The sequence below is a fragment of the Psychrobacillus sp. L3 genome (assembly GCF_042945595.1).
Lineage (GTDB): Bacteria > Bacillota > Bacilli > Bacillales_A > Planococcaceae > Psychrobacillus.
Genome location: NZ_CP168493.1, coordinates 1819362 through 1835591 on the forward strand (window position 1 = coordinate 1819362; position 16230 = coordinate 1835591).

Sequence of the window (16230 nt, forward strand, 5' to 3'; positions counted from 1 at the left end):
CTAATATTTTTGGAAGAAGTGGATAGATGATATTAAGCTAACGAGTGCTTTACTTCAATAAGAAGTAAAGCACTTTTTACTAACGAGGCAGGTTAATTAAATAAATATTTTTCAACTTTATTCCAATTGGTTCGTATAAAGAAGTAAGGTCCATAAAAAAGGGGGTGGGGTAGTATGAAGTATTTCCCAATTGTTATATTGAGTTTATTGTTAGTTGCCTGTACAGAAGATGAGGTTTTGTATTCAAACACTCCTGATAAGGCAATAGAGTTATTAGAATCAGAATTTGGTTTTGTTAACAATATGAACGTTATACAGGAAGTGGATGTAAATGTTAGTAGAAAAATATATGTTTTTGAAGGAGAAGGAGAAGGAGAAGTAGTAATTAGTGATAATAGTGAAAATAAAACTCAATATTTTGTAGCACTTGTTGAAAAACGAGAGAAAGGTTGGGTTGTCTTAGAATCGCTTGGAATTGGAAAACCTTCAGACAGTGAAAGTATTGCAACTGGAGGAAATTGTTTTCAAGCTGGCTTTATTGGCACAACTGAAAATCTACAACTGAAGAAATATCAATATGTTCTAAATATACCTGAAAAAGATTATTCAATATGGGTAGAGTTATTAGAATAGTAATTTTAGCTTTTAAACGGTGCTACTCTTCCACAAGGACATTCTCTTTAAAATTAATGAAGCAATGTTTGTGAAAAGTTACACTTAAACTAACGGGTGCTTTAGTTGAAGAAGGAACACTAAAATAATCAAGTAAAATCACAACGAAAGCATCCATTTTGAACGTTCTTTTTCAAAATGGATGCTTTTATTTTTTGGCTATTTGAGGGTTAAAGAGCAACTTGTAAAATTTAATCTCTTCTATTATATATACTCTCCAAACAACTCCGGTTTGCAACTATGAATAGCATGATCTTCTAGAGCGAAAATATCTGCTAAATAGATTTCAGTAGTTTCTAAACGTTCATGACCAAGAGACCTTTTAATATCATAATTAACGCAAATAACCAGCGTTCCTTAAAACAGCCAAAACCTTAATACAACAAGGGTTTTGGCTGTTTTTATTTTCTCCATAAGTTAAGGGAAGAAGGATTAACGCAAAAACGACTGAAAATCGACCAAAAAAAAAATAATCCAATATATGGTAATGCCCAATCGAGTAGCAACGTCTATATAGACGTTGCTCTTTTTATATTTATAAGGTATTTTTACTAAACGGGGCAGTTGCTGTAGTGTTTTGTTAAATAATAAAATAGAAGCCAGATTCTATTTTAATAAATTGGATAAGGAGCAGAAGGAAGAATTTTTTACCTATCCAATACATACTCTATATAAGCATCTGGTTGATTAGTATCGGAAATGGTGATGAATCACTTAGCATGAAAACAAGGCTAATATAAAAAACTCCTGACCTGAATCGTAAAATGATTAGTGTCAGGAGGATTTTATTTTAAACTGTATCACTTAGACACAAAGCCTATGCATGTAGCCTTTGGATTATAATTGAAGGTATTTTGAATTTATTAGAGAATAATTATATTAATAATAAAATAAACAAATAGATAAAGGGGATAACAATGACGTCATTACAAGCATGGAATGAAATAGTTAATAGATTAAAGGGAAATAGGATCGAGCTTCCTACTGTTCCGAAAGTAAAAAAGGATCCTGTATGGTTTTCTGCTACTACCAACGGAGAAACTATATTTATAAATAAAGCGATTGAACATAAACCTTCAAGCAAACTAACTGTTGAAAGAAGATTAAAGTATAGCACATTTGAAAAAGTTTATCCGCTCTATTTAAGGCGTGAAAATGGGGAGCAAGTGAGTTCAGAAGTAACTGCAATTACCGTAAATCAAGTATATTATTTTTCTTTAATTAGACATTTTATCAATAATTCTTGATAAGGAATAAAGATAGAATACATGTCCTAGCTGAGTAACATATAGAAATTAATTTTTTTCTGGAATTGGAGCGATATAAATGGAGTGGAGAATAAAAGCTGAAAAGCTAAACCAAAATGATACAACATTGGTATCATTAATTCAGTTGTTGTGCAGTCTAGAGTTTGCAATTTCATCCGCTAAATGGTATGTCGGTGAACAAGCAAATAGAACTGAACTTCCACCCCATGAACATATCCTTGCACTTGCTATAAATATAGCCAGTATCGGGGAGACGCTACATAAGTTTGAATATTTTGTTGGGAAAAATATAATAACATATTCTGATACATGGGAAGATTACGTAAAACAATCGTGGCATTATTTAGAAAGTACAGAAGTTACTGAATTGAAGAAGACAAACCTTAAGTATGTGAGAGATAAGTCTGCGTTCCACATAGATCCAGAACCTGTAAAACAATTTATTGATTCTTTAGAGGCTGAAGATGAAATAAATGTATGGGAAACAAATAATGGTGATGGGGGACATTCACCGTTAGCAGCCCACATTATTGCAAACACATTAATAAGTATTCAAATGGACTATCATGAGACTGCAAGAAATACTTCACGAGTATATAAAGCATTAAGAGATGTTGTTAGTGTTTGCTTAATAGAAAGGCTCAAATAACTAACTTTACTAACCAGCCAAACCTTTATATAACAAGGCTTTTGGCTGTTTTTATTTTCTCCTAAACTTATGGGAAGAAGGATTAACGCAAAAGCGGCTGGAAATCGGTTGTTTTCGGTCGAGTTGAACCTGATTAAAGTGTAGCTTTGTAAAAAAGCTTGATTTTATATTGGAAATTTATGTTACGATTATTATAAAGATTGTGAAAGAATGCACTTAAACTAACGCAGCAGGTTAGTTCAATAAGAAAAAAATGGGTTTTCCGCATTTTTAAGAAAATTGGAACATCAATTCGTTTAAAACGTCGAGTGTTTAGTGGAAGAAGATTGTCTATCGTAGATAATAAAAGAATTTAAGGGGGGGGATAGTTATGTGGGCAATATTAGGGGTTATTTCAATAGTAATAACTGTTATAAATCTTTCTTTGTATGCAGCAGGAAAGGATTATAAGCTTGCTATGGCGATGGCATTATCATTTACAGCATTAACAATTTGTGCAGATTACAGTTATCTATCTCGGTGGGTAAAAGTGGAAGATTGGGCGGCGTTATCGGATGTAATACCTGGTATGGCAAGGGCATTTTGGTTTTTGACAATTGTTTCTATCTTGCTAAATATAGCACCTATATTTTTAGAACGAAAACGTAAGAAATTATGACTTATGCAATTATTGTGTAAGTCTTATCTATAACTATCGGGTGCTTTAGTCAAACAAGACTATCATTTTTTCGATGGTCTATTTTTATGTCCAAAATAACAAGTAGATTTCGGCGTCTATTGTGAAATGTTACACTTAAACTAACGCAGCAGGTTAGTTTAATAAGAAAAATTAATGCTTCTTTGATTTTGCATTGAAATTTAGTGTGAAACTATTACGGATTTACAACGTATGTAAACTCATGAGGTGATTGAAAATGATTTCATTTATTCTTTTTTATTTAATAGGAATACCTGTTTCAGTACTGTTACACGAACTAGGTCACGCACTTTGTGTCGTTATGTTCTCTAAAGAGGAGGCATATGTGTATCTTGGCACTACTAATGAGTCCAATAAAGAAAATTTTCGAATCGGAAGAGTTACCTTCCACATCACTTTTGCTTATTCGGGCTTCTGTGCTGTGAAGAATATGACTAATTTCTCAATTGTTCAAAGTATATTGTTTTTTATTGGGGGACCAATTGTATCTGTGTTGCTATTTATTGGGGCTTATTTTATATCAGCAGAAGTAACACATTATGGAACTAGGAATTTTTTAAATGGAATTATATACATCAATCTTTTTCTGTTCATCCTTACTATTATTCCTATTAGGTATCCCAAAGTGTTAAAAACATACGCAGGATTTCAATCGGATGGTTATCAAATTCTAACATTATTAAAAGGAAGAATTAATTAAACTCTCTGAAAAAAATAATGATATTGAGTATAGGAGAATGAATAATTCTTATTGAACTAAAGGGTGCTTTACTTCAATAAGGAGTAAAGCTTTTTTTACTAACGCAGCAGGTTAGTTGAAGAGTGTTGTTGAATAAAAAAAGGGGGATATTATGCGGTCTACTAAAATTATGCTATTAGGTATAGCAATAATGTTGGTCTCAATTTACATTCCACACGAAATAGCATTTCGAACAGCAGGATACGAGTTTTATCTTTTGATTTTTGGATTTATTCTTACCCTAATCGGATTGTTTAAAAAAGATGATACATAACAAATAGATTATGTATTTCAACTAACGGGTGCTTTACTTCAATAAGGAGTAAAGCCTTTTTTACTAACGAAGCAGGTTAGTTGAACAAGGATATTGTATTTTGTAACAAATAACATTTCAATGCTTTGGGGGTTATATAAAATGAATCAAGTATTAGCGAATATTATTTATTTTTTATTCGTAATATTTATTTTTTGTACTTTATGGAAATTTATGGGCGTGCTGTGGAATGCTTATGTGCCTTGGAATGTTACAACTGACCTATTAACAATTTTTGTTGTAACTCCAATACTAATTGTTGTTTCGTTTATTTTGTCGAGTTTGTCTTTTAAAGTCATAAGAAGTTCTAAATAATATTAGAGTTTTAAAAGTCCTTATTGCACTAACAGGTGCTTTACTTCAATAAGGAGTAGAGCCTTTTTTACTAATGCAGCAGGTTAGTGAAATAAGAGTGTTAACTTTTGTTGTACAGTTGGGATTAGAAGGGAGAGTTAATATCGTGGAGATTTCTAAGAAAAAGACACTGAAAAATCGGATTGCTTTCTTAATAGTAGTTTTAGTAATATTTGGTGGAGCAACGTATTATGATGTTTTCTATACACCTAAAAATTCGTTAGAACTATATCAAGCAATTTCATTTGCAGATGACTTTGAAGACGTAAAGAAGTTAATGTTAGATGGGTATGAAGATAATTTTAAAGAAGCGGATTTTGAATTTATAAATAGTTTGGATACGTCTCCAAATCGTGTAGGTCAATTCACTTTTTTTGAATATGATGAAAGAACTTTTGTGATTATGACTTCACCAGGTACAAAAAAGTTAGAAGTGCTTGCAGTTGATGAATTGCCAAAAGATATAAGGAATTACTTTCTCCAATTAGCACCATAAAACCTAAGTTATTCAACTAACGAGGTGCTTTACTTCAAGAAGGAGTAAAGCATTTTTCTTATTGAACTAAAGGTGCAGTTTAGTACAATAAGCGAAGCACAAAAAGGCAGAGTAATATGAAACTATTTATGCTATTCATACGTACAAGGACTAAAGGAAGGGTGACAAAATGAAGAAAATTAATGTATTTGTTATTGTACTTATGCTACTTTTAATGACCACTTTATTAGCTTATGATTTCTTTCCTGATTTAATTGAATTCATTTATTTGCCTAAATCTCTTGTGATTGTACTGTTGATAATCATTGTATTTTTCAGTATTTTTTCTAACAGGTTTCAAAAAGATAACTCGAGAATAATTCTACTTTGGCAAATGGTTTCAACGGTGTATTTGTTTTTGTTAGTTGTTGCATTTACAGTTTTTGGTGGTATTTCACAAGTAGGAATTTCTTTGAAAAATCCAGTCTTATGGATTGTTATTGCTATTAGTATTTATGAGATATACGAACAAAATAAAAAAGTAAAAGTATCAAATTCGATTTCCTGAATGAAGGCGTACTTGGTACGAAATAGGTGCTTCTTTTACTAACGGAGGATTTAGATGAAGAACATGGGTTGCTAAGGCAACTCTTTTTTCTTATTGAACTAACGCAGCAGGTTAGTTTAAGAAGAAGTAGTAAAATGAATCTTATTAAATGTTATTTGTAGAAGGAGAAATTATGGATAAAAATGAGTTTTTTCAATCCCTTGAAGAAATAGTTGTTGACCCTTTGTTTATTGGCAATAATATGCAAGACATAGCCGAAGAAACAGCAAACAACACTTGGTCAATGTCTATTAGCAAGGAATTGGCGACTGAGATAGTAGTGGAAGATTTCATGGATTTTTTCCGAAGAGTGATGACGAACAGACGTGAACAAATAAGAGGTTCAAATAATCGAGATGGAATGCTCTTTTATATTTGGTTCGATTGGCAATCTGCACAAATCAAGTTTAGTTTGATATCAGATTATGACACTAACCTACCATTCGGATGTGAAATCGAAATTATACATAAACTTGAGCCTATTATTTGGGAGTTTCTAAGGTTTCCATATCACGATGGCTTTCGATTTGAAGAGGTTAGAGATGATGATCAAATGGAGGAAGACGTAAAAGGAGAAACTTTGAAAGTATGCCTCTTAAAAATAAATAAATAAATAACCTTCTTCAACTAACGCAGCAGTTTAGTTGAAGAAGAAGGTTTTCTATTTATTAAGGAGAGAATGGGGGGGGATTAGCAATAGCAGTATTTTCGATACTTTTAATTGTTGGTTGTTCGCCATCCCCATCAAGTTAAGAAATCTATTGTTCCACCAAAACAAAAAAAGCTATCTTAGTTTATAAATTAAGATAGCTTTTCTATTTAACCGTCTTTACATCTGAATAGTTACAATTATTCTCAGGAAAGATTAGAAATTCTTTTTCTCTAAGTACCTTACATTATTTTCAACTTCTTTTATCTGGATATTCAAAAACTCATTAATCTCATAAATCAGTTCCTTTGAGTGGTCAAACATCATTGCATGGGACGTCCCAGGAATAACAACCGTTTTACTTTTTTTTAGTTTAAGTTTAACACTTTTTATAAACTCTAACTTCTTGTTAAGGTCACCTTCTTTTTCTGCTGGCAGAAATAACACACTACATTGAATGTTTTCATACAAATGTTCTACTCTTCTATCATAAAGATCTTCAGCTATTTGTCGAAGCGTATCTCTCTTAGATATAAAAGTTACTTTCCCATTTTCCAGTTTTCGAGGCTCATAATCTTTCATCACCAGCTCACGCTCTTTGCTCCAAGGAAGCCAGTTTTCCTTCATAAACTGTATCAACGCTTCCCTTGACTCAAATTCCTGTTCGGGACTGGAAAAGTATTTATTTAAATGCTCTTCTTTTGTTTCAGTATGCAATCCTTCGGATTTATTAACTAAGGCCCCTTCGGAATTAACTAAAGAAAGAACCCTTTCTGGGTACATTGATGCAAACCTTGTGCCGATATAACAACCGAGTGAGCTTCCGACGATATAAGCTTTATCAATTTCAAGAGAATCTAGCACCGCTCGAACATCTTCAGCTAAGGTTTCAAGTTGATATCCCGTTGGTGGCTGATCTGATTTACCATGTCCTCGTATGTCCATGGCAATTACGCGATATTTTCCCATAAAGCTTGGAATTATGCTCCTCCAAATGGCAGAACTTCCACCCATATAATGCAGTAATAGCAATGGTTCACCCGTCTGGCTGTATTCATAAACCTTAATTCGTACGCCATTTGAATCTATCATATGTTCTTTCATAATAAAACCTCCCATTATTTTCCTTATACGCTATTATTTTTTAAAAAATCCGTGACTTCAATTATATCTTATCGTATATTGGTGACAGATAACGTCACTAATAATAGGAGATATTTTCATGTCTAGAAGTGGAAGATTACTTGAATTATTAATTTCATTAAATACAAAACACCGATTTACGGTTCAAGAATTAGCAGATGAGTTTTCTGTATCAAGGAGAACAATGCTTAGAGACTTGCAACTATTAAGTGAAATGGGGGTTCCTCTTTTGTCTTCACCTGGACCGAATGGCGGTTATAGTCTTATAAGGGAACAGAAACTTCCACCGATATCATTAACAGCAGAAGAAGCTACAGGGCTACTTCTATCGTATGAATTATTAGAGAAGAATGATGGACCCTTTAAATATGAAAATATGTCTACCCGTACTAAAATACGTGCCACCATGTCTGTCGAAATGCTTCAAAAAGTCGAACAATTAAAAGCTCGATTAGCAATCGCTGCTCCTCGAAGAAGCTTTAAGAACCTTTTTCTAAAAGATATATTGCAGGCATCATTAGAAAGAAATCATGTGGAAATAGAATATGATTCTCTCTCTGGGTATTCAATTCGGACAATTTTTCCTTACGGACTTTTTATATCTAATGGATTATGGTACTCTCTAGCGTTTTGTTATAAGCGTAACAATACTGTGACGTTTCGAGTCGATCGGATTGTTTCCCTTAAAATTAATCAAAATTTTACTGAATCTATTCCTATCGATATGACAGTTGAAAAATGGCTAAAACAATCAGATAATTCAACAAGGGAATTTATTTTAAAAGCTCGATTAACAAAATTCGGATGCAAAATATTAGACCCTCATCCTATAGGGGAATGGATACAAGTTAATCCTGATGGTACTGGAGTAATCGAAGAAAAAATAAAAGAGTCAGATATTCGTTTTGTAGGAAGGATGTTCCTTAGTCTTGGTGCTGAAATATTTATTGAGGAACCGGTTGAATTAATACAATTCTTACAGGAAGAAGCATTAAAAGTAGTCAATCAATATTCGAAAAGGTAAAAAAAATTGCCAACAAAGCTGAAATTGCAAGCTATCCTTAAAACGAAAAGAACGTTATCCTTTGTCTAGGACTATAGGAAAGGATGGCGTTTTTATATGAATTTCTCGATTTCAGATGAACTTCAATCGTTTGTTGAAGAGTTACAACGATATATGTCTCCTAATATTCTAGAACACCTGGCTAAAAAAACAGGATTCAATTATTGAAGAGATTAACTATGAAGAATTACAAAGTTAATAAGTTTGTGAAGAATTGTACTTAAACTAACGGGTGCTTTACTTCAATAAGGAGTAGAGCCTTTTTTACTAACGCAGCAGGTTAGTTTAAGTCGGATACAGCATTATTGTGTTGAATATTTAATGACAGAACCTTTTTTTGGAGGACGACCAAGTGATAACTAAAGCAGAGATAATAAATCAACCTTATTCAGGTCAATACAAGGAGATAATTTATGACGTTTCAAATTCATTGAATTCCCAAAGTTGGACTTGGATAAAATTTGAGGATGGTGATTTTAATGAATGGTGCGGTGAATTAAGAGGATTTCCACGGGCTGTGGCATTATCAAAGAAATTTAACATTGTTCTAGTTCTTACTTCTGATTATTTATTTCAAATTGATTGCGAGAGTGGAGAGTTAACCAATTATGAATCGCAACCTCAATATCAAAGTTTAACAGTGACACCGTCAGGAGTTTTCGTAATTGCTGATTATTATCACATTGAAAAAATTGAGTCAATATTAAAAGACAAGAAACTGTTGGAAAGCCCTATACAAATGGACACAATTAAATTTAGTAGATGGTCGAATAATAGGCTATCAATAACATGTGATGAATTTTTAAACTGGGATAATCACCTCGAGTTAGAACTTGATGGTGATACACTAGAAATAACTATGAAAGACCTCATATGATACTTTATCTTCGCTTGAACTTATTCAACTAACGGGTGCTTTAGTTAAACAAGACCATCATTTCGATGGTCTATTTTTACGTCCAAAACATCAGGTAGATTTCGGCTATTCATTGTGAAATGTTACACTTAAACTAACGCAGCAGTTTAGTTGAAGAAGGACACTTCCCAATTTGTTTATTTGTTACGTTATAATATCTATACAATATTTTCCTGAATGGAGTGTTATCGTGGTTCAATTATGGCGAGCATTTGGAGGTTTGGTTCCTTTATTCTTAATAATCATTTTAGGAGTTTGTATTATTGCTTATGTAGTTAGTAAAAAGAAAAAATTAGATTTGAAAAGAGTGATTGTTAACGTTCTGTTTTGTCTTAGTATAATTGGAACTTTATTAGTAACGATTTATCCGAAGTCATATGGTACTGAAATGCTGAGAATTGTTAACTTAGTACCTTTTATTGGAATGTACAATATTATATTTCATTCAGTTGATATAACCGTACCTATTCGAAATTTAGGGCTAAATATATTACTATTTGTTCCTTTTGGTTTTTTTCTAGCTTTGAAAAAGTCATCATATCAAAAGAATCTTAAACTATTTGTAATTCTAACAGGATTTCTGTTTTCTGTTCTTATTGAAGTGGTGCAGTTTTCTATTCCTATGGGGCGTTCCGCAGATATAGATGATGTAATATTAAATACTATTGGAACTTTTTTAGGGTTCATAATTTGGAACCTTTTAAACTCTAGATTCCCGAGTATTTCGTTATATAAGAGACCATCAAACAGCCATTTTTAATGCCTTTCTTATTAAACTAACGGGTGCTTTACTTCAATAATGAGTAAAGCCTTTTTTACTAACGCAGCAGTTTAGTTGAAGAAGGAATATTTGTTTAATGATACAATAAAAGTTATATTGTTCGACTATTGGGGTGAGTTGATTTTGAAATTCATTGAATTCGGAATAGGAAACACATGGATAATTAGGACTGAAACAGAGTTAGTAGATGGCACGGAATATGAGGAGAAAGGAATAAAAGGACCAATAAAGTTCTACTCCTTGTATTTAAGAATTTGGATTGGTAAAACCGTTTTAATAGCAGATTTAAAAGAAGGATTTAAAAGACAAAAGAAAAACCGTAATGAATTTAAGGTTATATTTGGTATAGTCAGTGGTTAAATCTTGTTCTACTAAAGCAGCAGGTTAGTTTAATAAGAATGTTGTTATATTAGAAAAAGGGGTAGATGATATGGAAAGGTTAGAATTAAGTTATAAAAATGCTGTTCCAATGAAGGCGATTGAATTGAAAAAAATCTTAATGGAAATTAAGAGCGGGGGTAGAACTTGGGAAGAAGAAAGTAAAGCTAATATAGTCAAATCTATGGTTGAGCATATCGGCTCAACTGATAGTGAACTTAGAGACAAATTAATTTATAGCTCTTTTTATCAATTAATTATAGAAAGAAATCAAATTGAGCATGAGTTATTAAATGAACTATTAGAATTGTGTTTAAGTGACTTGTTATTTAAAGGAATTGGGGAGAATCAAACTGATACTGTTTTTACAAGGTCATTTACTACCCTTTTAATAGCACTTATTCTATATAGGGATAATGAAGACAACTTTATGTCCCAAGATATGGTATTTAAAATAAAAGATAAATTAATCGATTATATTAACTTGGAGAAGGATTTACGAGGATATATATCTGTAAAAGGCTGGGCTCATAGTATAGCTCATGTAAGTGACGCTATTGATGAACTTGTAAAAAGTTCAAAAATAGATCAGAAATTTTACTTAGAAATATTAAAAGTACTATGGAATAAGGTATTTGTTTCAACTTATGTATATGTCCACAATGAAGATGAAAGGATTTTAATTCCTATACTAGAAATGCTAAATAACGGATTGGAACAAGAAGAAATAGAAACATTAATACGAAATGTACCAATAGAATTAAAAATTCGAAAAGAACAGATAGAGGAAGAAGAGTATTGGTTCTTATATTCTAACTGTAAGACATTCTTAAAAAGTTTTTATATCAAAGTTAATACAAATAGTGAATTAATATCTCTTCAAAAGAGTATTGAAAAGTGTCTATCCGAAAATTTTTTTTATTAGAAGTTAAGAGTTAAATAGCTAACAGGAGTATTATAACTTTGATGGCAACCACTCTTTTATTATTGAGAAAAAGTAGTTTCATTTTTCGAACAATGGGTTTCTTGATGACTGCTACCTAAATAAATTAGCTTACTATTATCAAATGGAACGGGTGTACAGTTCTCCTCAAAATATATCTTAACAAGACAATAGCTTCTTCAACTAACGGGTGCTTTAGTAAAAAATCATTGAGCTGCTTAGGTGGCTCTATTTTCTTATTGAACTAAAACCACAATTTAGTTGAATAAAACTTTTTGAAAGGATGTGCCTAACGAAATGGAACTAACAACAAATAAACGGAAGTTTTTTCAGTGGGGTGGGTATTTTGTAATAATGCTAACTCTTCTTTTAAGTATATTGCTAAATATATCTGAAAGCACACTTGATGCTATCAAATGGACTGGGCTTGGTCTTGGTCTTATTTTTACCTTGGTTTCCTTTTTATTTTCCAATAAGAAATAAAAGGATGGTATAAAGAATTTCAACTAACGGGTGCTTTACTTCAATAAGGAGTAAAGCCTTTTTTACAAACGGTGCAGTTTAGTTGTAGAAAGGGAGAGAAAAAAATGAAAAAAATACTGAAATACACAATAATCGGCATTATTTCTTTTTTTCTGGTTCTTTTGGTATTTTCGAACTTATTGAGATGGGCAAAGCAAGGAGCGTTTTTAAAATACGATAATGGTGTGACAATTGAAGTTTATAATTCAAGTAAACAAGCAATAACGGATTTAAACTTCTATTTTTCTTTTAGTGGTTATCATGTATATCAGGATTTAGGTACTATCAATCAATTAAAACCCGGAGAAAAAACGAGTCGATATAGTCATCAAATAAAAGACACAGGTAATGATAGAAGTTTATACTTACAGTATCCAATTAACAAAACTGAGGCAGAAGTTGAGAGTCTAGCTTATTTACCGTCTTATAAACCAAGTAAGGTAGTAGTTATTTTAGAAATAACCGGAACTGATAATAAAGGGAAACTTTTATTTAAGGTAAGAGGGTATGAAAATGTTTTTGGTCAATATGAATTTGATTTGACTTCCGATAGAGAGTGATTGCATAAATGGTACTGAGGAGTACTTATTCAACTAACGGGTGCTTTACTTCAATAAGGGGTAAAGCCTTTTTCCTTATTGAGCTAACGCAGCAGTTTAGTTGAAGAAGGAGAGAGATTAATTGAACGCGAAATTTGTATATTGGTTTGGTGGCTTGTTGCTTTATTCAAAAAGCGTAGTCGTTAGTGAATTGTAAAGCATATTGCCAGTTAAAGTAATGGGTACGAAAGCAACACAGGGCTGTAGATTATTGTGCAAAAAGAAAGGAAGGATTACCTTGAGGGTTATGAGAACTGTTTTTACGGTAGTGCTAATCATTATATTTATTTGGGCTTTGATTACTGGTACTTTTACTAAAGTTTTTTCTCCCTATATGTTGTTACTTGTAGGGACAATGATATTATTCGCCGGGTTATCTGAATTGAAGTCAAAACGAAAGACAAATGCTATTATATTGTTTGTAGCATCAGTATTTTTTCTTTTAGCTTCAACTTACATTTTCCTCCACTAACGGGTGCTTTACTTCAAGAAGGAGTAAAGCCTTTTTCTTATTGAACTAACAAGCATCCCCCCTTGCTAATGCCTTAAACGATACTCAAAAGTGGGTATAGCTATATTGGTATTTAGATTTTGGTGATATTTTGGTTATTTATTTAAAGTAGTTTTTGAGGTTTTTTGAGAAGTTCACTTCCCATATCCAAAAACGATCGTTTTTGGTATGGAAACTAAAAAATTGGTGTTAATTTTACTCGTTTCTAAAATGTAAGGGCTTGTTATTATAAAGATATCAAAAGGAAAAGAGGAATTAAAAATGACAAAAAATCAATTTCAAGCTTTTAAGGAGCTACATTATCAAGAGGATGAATTGTACCTCTTTAATTGTTGGGATGTAATGTCTGCAAAAATAATTGAGGGTAAAGGCGTCAAAGCATTAGCGACTAGTAGTTATGCGATTGCTGATGCCTGGGGATGCGCAGATGGTGAAAAATTACCTTTTGAAAATTTAGTTTGGTTTTCCCAACAACTAGTCCATAATTCAAATGTACCTGTTTCTATTGATGTAGAAGGGTTATATGCAGATTCTCTAGAAACACTCTACTATAATGCTCAATCTCTTTTTACTACAGGTATCTCAGGAATTAATTTTGAAGATAAAAAAAACCGCTCCCATACATATGAGTTATGGAATGTTAACGAACAAGCAGACAGGATTCAAACCCTAAAGCATGTTGCTACATCTTTAAACACCAATATATTTGTTAATGCAAGAACAGACGTATTTTTAAAAGAAGAGAAGCACTCTATTGATTTAGTAAAGGAAGCGCTAAATAGAGCTGAAGTCTATGCTGATGCTGGTGCTGACGGTATATTTATCCCAGGGCTAAACAATATAGAGCTGATAGAGGAATTTTCAAAAAATTCTCCTTTACCAGTTAACATTATGCTGAATTCATCTACTAATATCGAGAGTATTAACTGGAAAAATGTTGGTGTCAGCCGGGTAAGCTATGGACCACATTCTTATTTCAATGCACAAAATATCTTAGCAAAGCATCTAACATTTAGTGTTTAGGGGGAAGAGCGAAAGCCATGATTAATGACCAAAGGACAATAGATACATTTTATACAATGCTAATAGAGAAAAATTCCAACTTTGAAGGCACTTTTTATGTAGGGGTTAAAACGACAGGCGTTTTTTGCAGACCAACTTGCCCAGCAAAAAAACCTAAAAAAGAAAACTGTGAGTTTTTTAAAACAGCAAAAGAAGCTACATTGGCTTCATACAGACCTTGTAAAAGGTGTCAGCCATTAAATACACCTAGTTCTTTATCCCCTGAAGTAAAAAAAATAGTTGTAGCTATAGAAGAGAATCCTCAAAAAAAATGGACGGATAAAGATTTTAATGACTTATCCATTAGCACTAACACAGCAAGAAGACAATTTAAAAAACAATTTGGGATGACTTTATTGAATATGCTCGATCCCGCCGTCTTGGTATGGCATTTAATCATATTCGAAATGGTAAACCTTTAATTGACACTCAGCTTGATAGTGGATTTGAATCCAGTAATGGATTTCGTGATGCTTTTACGCGCATAATGGGGGCAGTTCCGAAGAGAAATAAACAAGTAAAACTTTTAACGGCAAAGTGGATTGAAACAAAATTAGGTTCGATGATTGCAATAGCAGATGACGACGGTCTTTATCTTTTAGAGTTCGTTGATCGAAGGGGATTAGAAAAGGAAATTGAGAATATGCGAATAAAACTCTCTGCAGCTAACATACCCGGAAAAATCAAATTCTCCAGCATCTTGAAAATGAACTACAGGAATATTTTGAAGGTACACGCTTTTCCTTTCAAACAACCATATCAGATGAAATTGGTTCAAGCTTCCAAAAAGAAGTTTGGCGGATACTGAGAGGGATACGTCCGGGAAGTACAATCAGTTACAAAGATTTAGCAATACAAATAGGAAATCCTAAAGCTTATCGTGCTGTCGCTCGAGCAAATGGAGCAAATCAAATTTCACTTCTTATTCCTTGTCATAGAGTGATCAATACAAATGGAGATCTTGGTGGATATGGCGGGGGCATTCAAAGAAAGTCTTGGCTGCTTGAGTTAGAGAAAAAATATAACAATATTTTGTAAATGATTTCCGCGTTATGATTTAAGGCTTCTATTTGAGTTAATTAATGAATAACAGAAATTATTGAGCTAACGAGTACTTTACTTCAAGAAGGAGTAAAGCCTTTTTTCTTATTGAACTAACGCAGCAGGTTAGTTCAACAAGAAAGATGTAATAAATTATATAAACTGGTATAGGGGGCGAACTAATGGATAAGGGGTTTATTAAGATTAGAAAAGCAGATTTAACAGATACGAAAGGAATAGCTAAAGTACACGTCGACTGTTGGAGAACAACATATGCCAACATTATTCCAGAAGAATACTTGAAAAATTTAACATATGAAAGCCGTGAACAGATGTGGACCAATGCAATTCCCCAAGGCGATATTTATGTAGCGGAGAACAAAAGCGGTGAAATAGTTGGGTTTGCCAAAGGAGGGAAAGAAAGAAGCAGTAAATATAAAGGGTATGATGGGGAGTTATACGCCATCTATATTTTACAAGATTATCAGGGTAAGGGAATTGGAACAGCCCTTGTTAAGCCAATCATCAATGACATTATTGGAGTTGGACTGAACTCAATGCTTGTTCTTGTTTTGGAAGATAATAATTCTCGTAAGTTTTATGAATCACTTGGGGGAAGAAAAATAGATACTGTTGAAGTAGAGATTGGTGGTAAGAAGTTTTCTGAACTTGTATATGGTTGGGAAGATATTAGAAATATATTTTAGTATTTCTTATTCAACTAACGGGTGCTTTAGCACAAAACCATTGGGCTGTAAAACAGCTCTTTTTTCTTGTTCAACTAACGGTACAATTTAGTTGAATATGAACATATACATATTTTCTTGAAGGAATACCTTGTATTATAC

20 protein-coding genes and 1 pseudogene are annotated in these 16230 nt (G+C 32.6%); 20 read left to right on the plus strand and 1 reads right to left on the minus strand.

Translation table 11 applies throughout. The features are described 5' to 3' along the window. Nucleotides 1–174: 174 nt before the first annotated feature. From ACEPXD_RS08810 to ACEPXD_RS08855, 10 genes are all read left to right on the plus strand, one after another. Nucleotides 175–633: a hypothetical protein gene (locus ACEPXD_RS08810; protein ID WP_391122494.1), complete on the plus strand. Its 459-nt coding sequence runs from the start codon at nt 175–177 to the stop codon at nt 631–633. Nucleotides 634–1589: 956 nt separating this feature from the next. Beyond that, entirely contained in the window at nt 1590–1919 is a 330-nt protein-coding gene (locus tag ACEPXD_RS08815; RefSeq protein ID WP_391122496.1) for a hypothetical protein, read from the plus strand. Between the two features lie 79 nt (nt 1920–1998). Next, on the plus strand, nt 1999–2589 hold the full coding sequence (locus ACEPXD_RS08820; RefSeq protein WP_391122499.1) for a hypothetical protein: 591 nt from the start codon (nt 1999–2001) through the stop codon (nt 2587–2589). Nucleotides 2590–2959: 370 nt separating this feature from the next. Next, a complete protein-coding gene (locus ACEPXD_RS08825; protein ID WP_391122501.1) occupies nt 2960–3247 on the plus strand; it encodes a hypothetical protein in 288 nt (95 codons plus the stop codon). Nucleotides 3248–3503: 256 nt separating this feature from the next. Beyond that, on the plus strand, nt 3504–3986 hold the full coding sequence (locus ACEPXD_RS08830; RefSeq protein WP_391122504.1) for a hypothetical protein: 483 nt from the start codon (nt 3504–3506) through the stop codon (nt 3984–3986). Between the two features lie 151 nt (nt 3987–4137). Beyond that, nucleotides 4138–4299, plus strand: a complete 162-nt coding sequence (locus ACEPXD_RS08835; RefSeq protein WP_391122507.1) for a hypothetical protein — start codon at nt 4138–4140, stop codon at nt 4297–4299. Nucleotides 4300–4440: 141 nt separating this feature from the next. Then, entirely contained in the window at nt 4441–4653 is a 213-nt protein-coding gene (locus tag ACEPXD_RS08840; protein WP_391122510.1) for a hypothetical protein, read from the plus strand. Between the two features lie 145 nt (nt 4654–4798). Further along, the gene (locus ACEPXD_RS08845; protein WP_391122513.1) at nt 4799–5188 is read left to right on the plus strand and encodes a hypothetical protein; all 390 of its coding nucleotides are present in this window, start codon (nt 4799–4801) and stop codon (nt 5186–5188) included. 169 nt (nt 5189–5357) lie between these two features. After that, on the plus strand, nt 5358–5735 hold the full coding sequence (locus ACEPXD_RS08850; protein WP_391122516.1) for a hypothetical protein: 378 nt from the start codon (nt 5358–5360) through the stop codon (nt 5733–5735). A gap of 148 nt (nt 5736–5883) precedes the next feature. Further along, on the plus strand, nt 5884–6387 hold the full coding sequence (locus tag ACEPXD_RS08855; RefSeq protein WP_391122519.1) for a hypothetical protein: 504 nt from the start codon (nt 5884–5886) through the stop codon (nt 6385–6387). A 252-nt stretch (nt 6388–6639) separates the two neighbouring features. Here the strand turns inward: ACEPXD_RS08855 and ACEPXD_RS08860 are convergent, their stop codons facing one another. Next, nucleotides 6640–7527, minus strand: coding sequence for an alpha/beta fold hydrolase (locus tag ACEPXD_RS08860; protein ID WP_391122522.1), 888 nt, complete (start codon nt 7525–7527; stop codon nt 6640–6642). Between the two features lie 118 nt (nt 7528–7645). Here ACEPXD_RS08860 and ACEPXD_RS08865 point away from each other — a divergent pair, with 118 nt between their 5' ends. The 10 genes and pseudogenes from ACEPXD_RS08865 to ACEPXD_RS08910 all read left to right on the plus strand — a co-directional run bounded on the left by ACEPXD_RS08865 (nt 7646) and on the right by ACEPXD_RS08910 (nt 16089). Continuing rightward, nucleotides 7646–8590, plus strand: coding sequence for a helix-turn-helix transcriptional regulator (locus tag ACEPXD_RS08865; protein WP_391122525.1), 945 nt, complete (start codon nt 7646–7648; stop codon nt 8588–8590). Between the two features lie 391 nt (nt 8591–8981). Beyond that, on the plus strand, nt 8982–9506 hold the full coding sequence (locus ACEPXD_RS08870; protein ID WP_391122528.1) for a hypothetical protein: 525 nt from the start codon (nt 8982–8984) through the stop codon (nt 9504–9506). A 229-nt stretch (nt 9507–9735) separates the two neighbouring features. Next, nucleotides 9736–10305: a VanZ family protein gene (locus tag ACEPXD_RS08875; RefSeq protein ID WP_391122531.1), complete on the plus strand. Its 570-nt coding sequence runs from the start codon at nt 9736–9738 to the stop codon at nt 10303–10305. 144 nt (nt 10306–10449) lie between these two features. Then, nucleotides 10450–10686, plus strand: coding sequence for a DUF3977 family protein (locus ACEPXD_RS08880; protein ID WP_391123117.1), 237 nt, complete (start codon nt 10450–10452; stop codon nt 10684–10686). Nucleotides 10687–10756: 70 nt separating this feature from the next. Further along, nucleotides 10757–11629 (plus strand): DUF2785 domain-containing protein, encoded by an 873-nt coding sequence (locus tag ACEPXD_RS08885; RefSeq protein WP_391122534.1) that lies wholly within the window; start codon nt 10757–10759, stop codon nt 11627–11629. A gap of 605 nt (nt 11630–12234) precedes the next feature. Further along, a complete protein-coding gene (locus ACEPXD_RS08890) occupies nt 12235–12729 on the plus strand; it encodes a hypothetical protein (RefSeq protein WP_391122537.1) in 495 nt (164 codons plus the stop codon). Nucleotides 12730–13102: 373 nt separating this feature from the next. Continuing rightward, nucleotides 13103–13240 (plus strand): DUF3953 domain-containing protein, encoded by a 138-nt coding sequence (locus ACEPXD_RS08895; RefSeq protein ID WP_391123120.1) that lies wholly within the window; start codon nt 13103–13105, stop codon nt 13238–13240. A gap of 300 nt (nt 13241–13540) precedes the next feature. Beyond that, nucleotides 13541–14302 carry an isocitrate lyase/PEP mutase family protein gene (locus ACEPXD_RS08900; protein ID WP_391122540.1) on the plus strand — a complete coding sequence of 254 codons (762 nt, stop codon included), beginning with the start codon at nt 13541–13543 and terminating at the stop codon, nt 14300–14302. A 17-nt stretch (nt 14303–14319) separates the two neighbouring features. Further along, nucleotides 14320–15379: pseudogene (locus ACEPXD_RS08905) on the plus strand (bifunctional transcriptional activator/DNA repair enzyme AdaA). 185 nt (nt 15380–15564) lie between these two features. Beyond that, entirely contained in the window at nt 15565–16089 is a 525-nt protein-coding gene (locus ACEPXD_RS08910; protein WP_391122543.1) for a GNAT family N-acetyltransferase, read from the plus strand. The last annotated feature ends 141 nt before the right edge of the window (nt 16090–16230 follow it).

Bases quoted from the DNA above. Each gene is read 5' to 3' on its own strand.
- ACEPXD_RS08885 (WP_391122534.1), top strand. From the start codon at position 10,757: ATGGAAAGGTTAGAATTAAGTTATAAAAATGCTGTTCCAATGAAGGCG.
- ACEPXD_RS08895 (WP_391123120.1), top strand. From the start codon at position 13,103: ATGTTGTTACTTGTAGGGACAATGATATTATTCGCCGGGTTATCTGAA.
- ACEPXD_RS08850 (WP_391122516.1), top strand. From the start codon at position 5,358: ATGAAGAAAATTAATGTATTTGTTATTGTACTTATGCTACTTTTAATG.
- ACEPXD_RS08860 (WP_391122522.1), bottom strand. From the start codon at position 7,527: ATGAAAGAACATATGATAGATTCAAATGGCGTACGAATTAAGGTTTAT.
- ACEPXD_RS08835 (WP_391122507.1), top strand. From the start codon at position 4,138: ATGCGGTCTACTAAAATTATGCTATTAGGTATAGCAATAATGTTGGTC.
- ACEPXD_RS08855 (WP_391122519.1), top strand. From the start codon at position 5,884: ATGTTATTTGTAGAAGGAGAAATTATGGATAAAAATGAGTTTTTTCAA.
- ACEPXD_RS08820 (WP_391122499.1), top strand. From the start codon at position 1,999: ATGGAGTGGAGAATAAAAGCTGAAAAGCTAAACCAAAATGATACAACA.
- ACEPXD_RS08815 (WP_391122496.1), top strand. From the start codon at position 1,590: ATGACGTCATTACAAGCATGGAATGAAATAGTTAATAGATTAAAGGGA.
- ACEPXD_RS08865 (WP_391122525.1), top strand. From the start codon at position 7,646: ATGTCTAGAAGTGGAAGATTACTTGAATTATTAATTTCATTAAATACA.
- ACEPXD_RS08830 (WP_391122504.1), top strand. From the start codon at position 3,504: ATGATTTCATTTATTCTTTTTTATTTAATAGGAATACCTGTTTCAGTA.
- ACEPXD_RS08810 (WP_391122494.1), top strand. From the start codon at position 175: ATGAAGTATTTCCCAATTGTTATATTGAGTTTATTGTTAGTTGCCTGT.
- ACEPXD_RS08840 (WP_391122510.1), top strand. From the start codon at position 4,441: ATGAATCAAGTATTAGCGAATATTATTTATTTTTTATTCGTAATATTT.
- ACEPXD_RS08910 (WP_391122543.1), top strand. From the start codon at position 15,565: ATGGATAAGGGGTTTATTAAGATTAGAAAAGCAGATTTAACAGATACG.
- ACEPXD_RS08890 (WP_391122537.1), top strand. From the start codon at position 12,235: ATGAAAAAAATACTGAAATACACAATAATCGGCATTATTTCTTTTTTT.
- ACEPXD_RS08900 (WP_391122540.1), top strand. From the start codon at position 13,541: ATGACAAAAAATCAATTTCAAGCTTTTAAGGAGCTACATTATCAAGAG.
- ACEPXD_RS08825 (WP_391122501.1), top strand. From the start codon at position 2,960: ATGTGGGCAATATTAGGGGTTATTTCAATAGTAATAACTGTTATAAAT.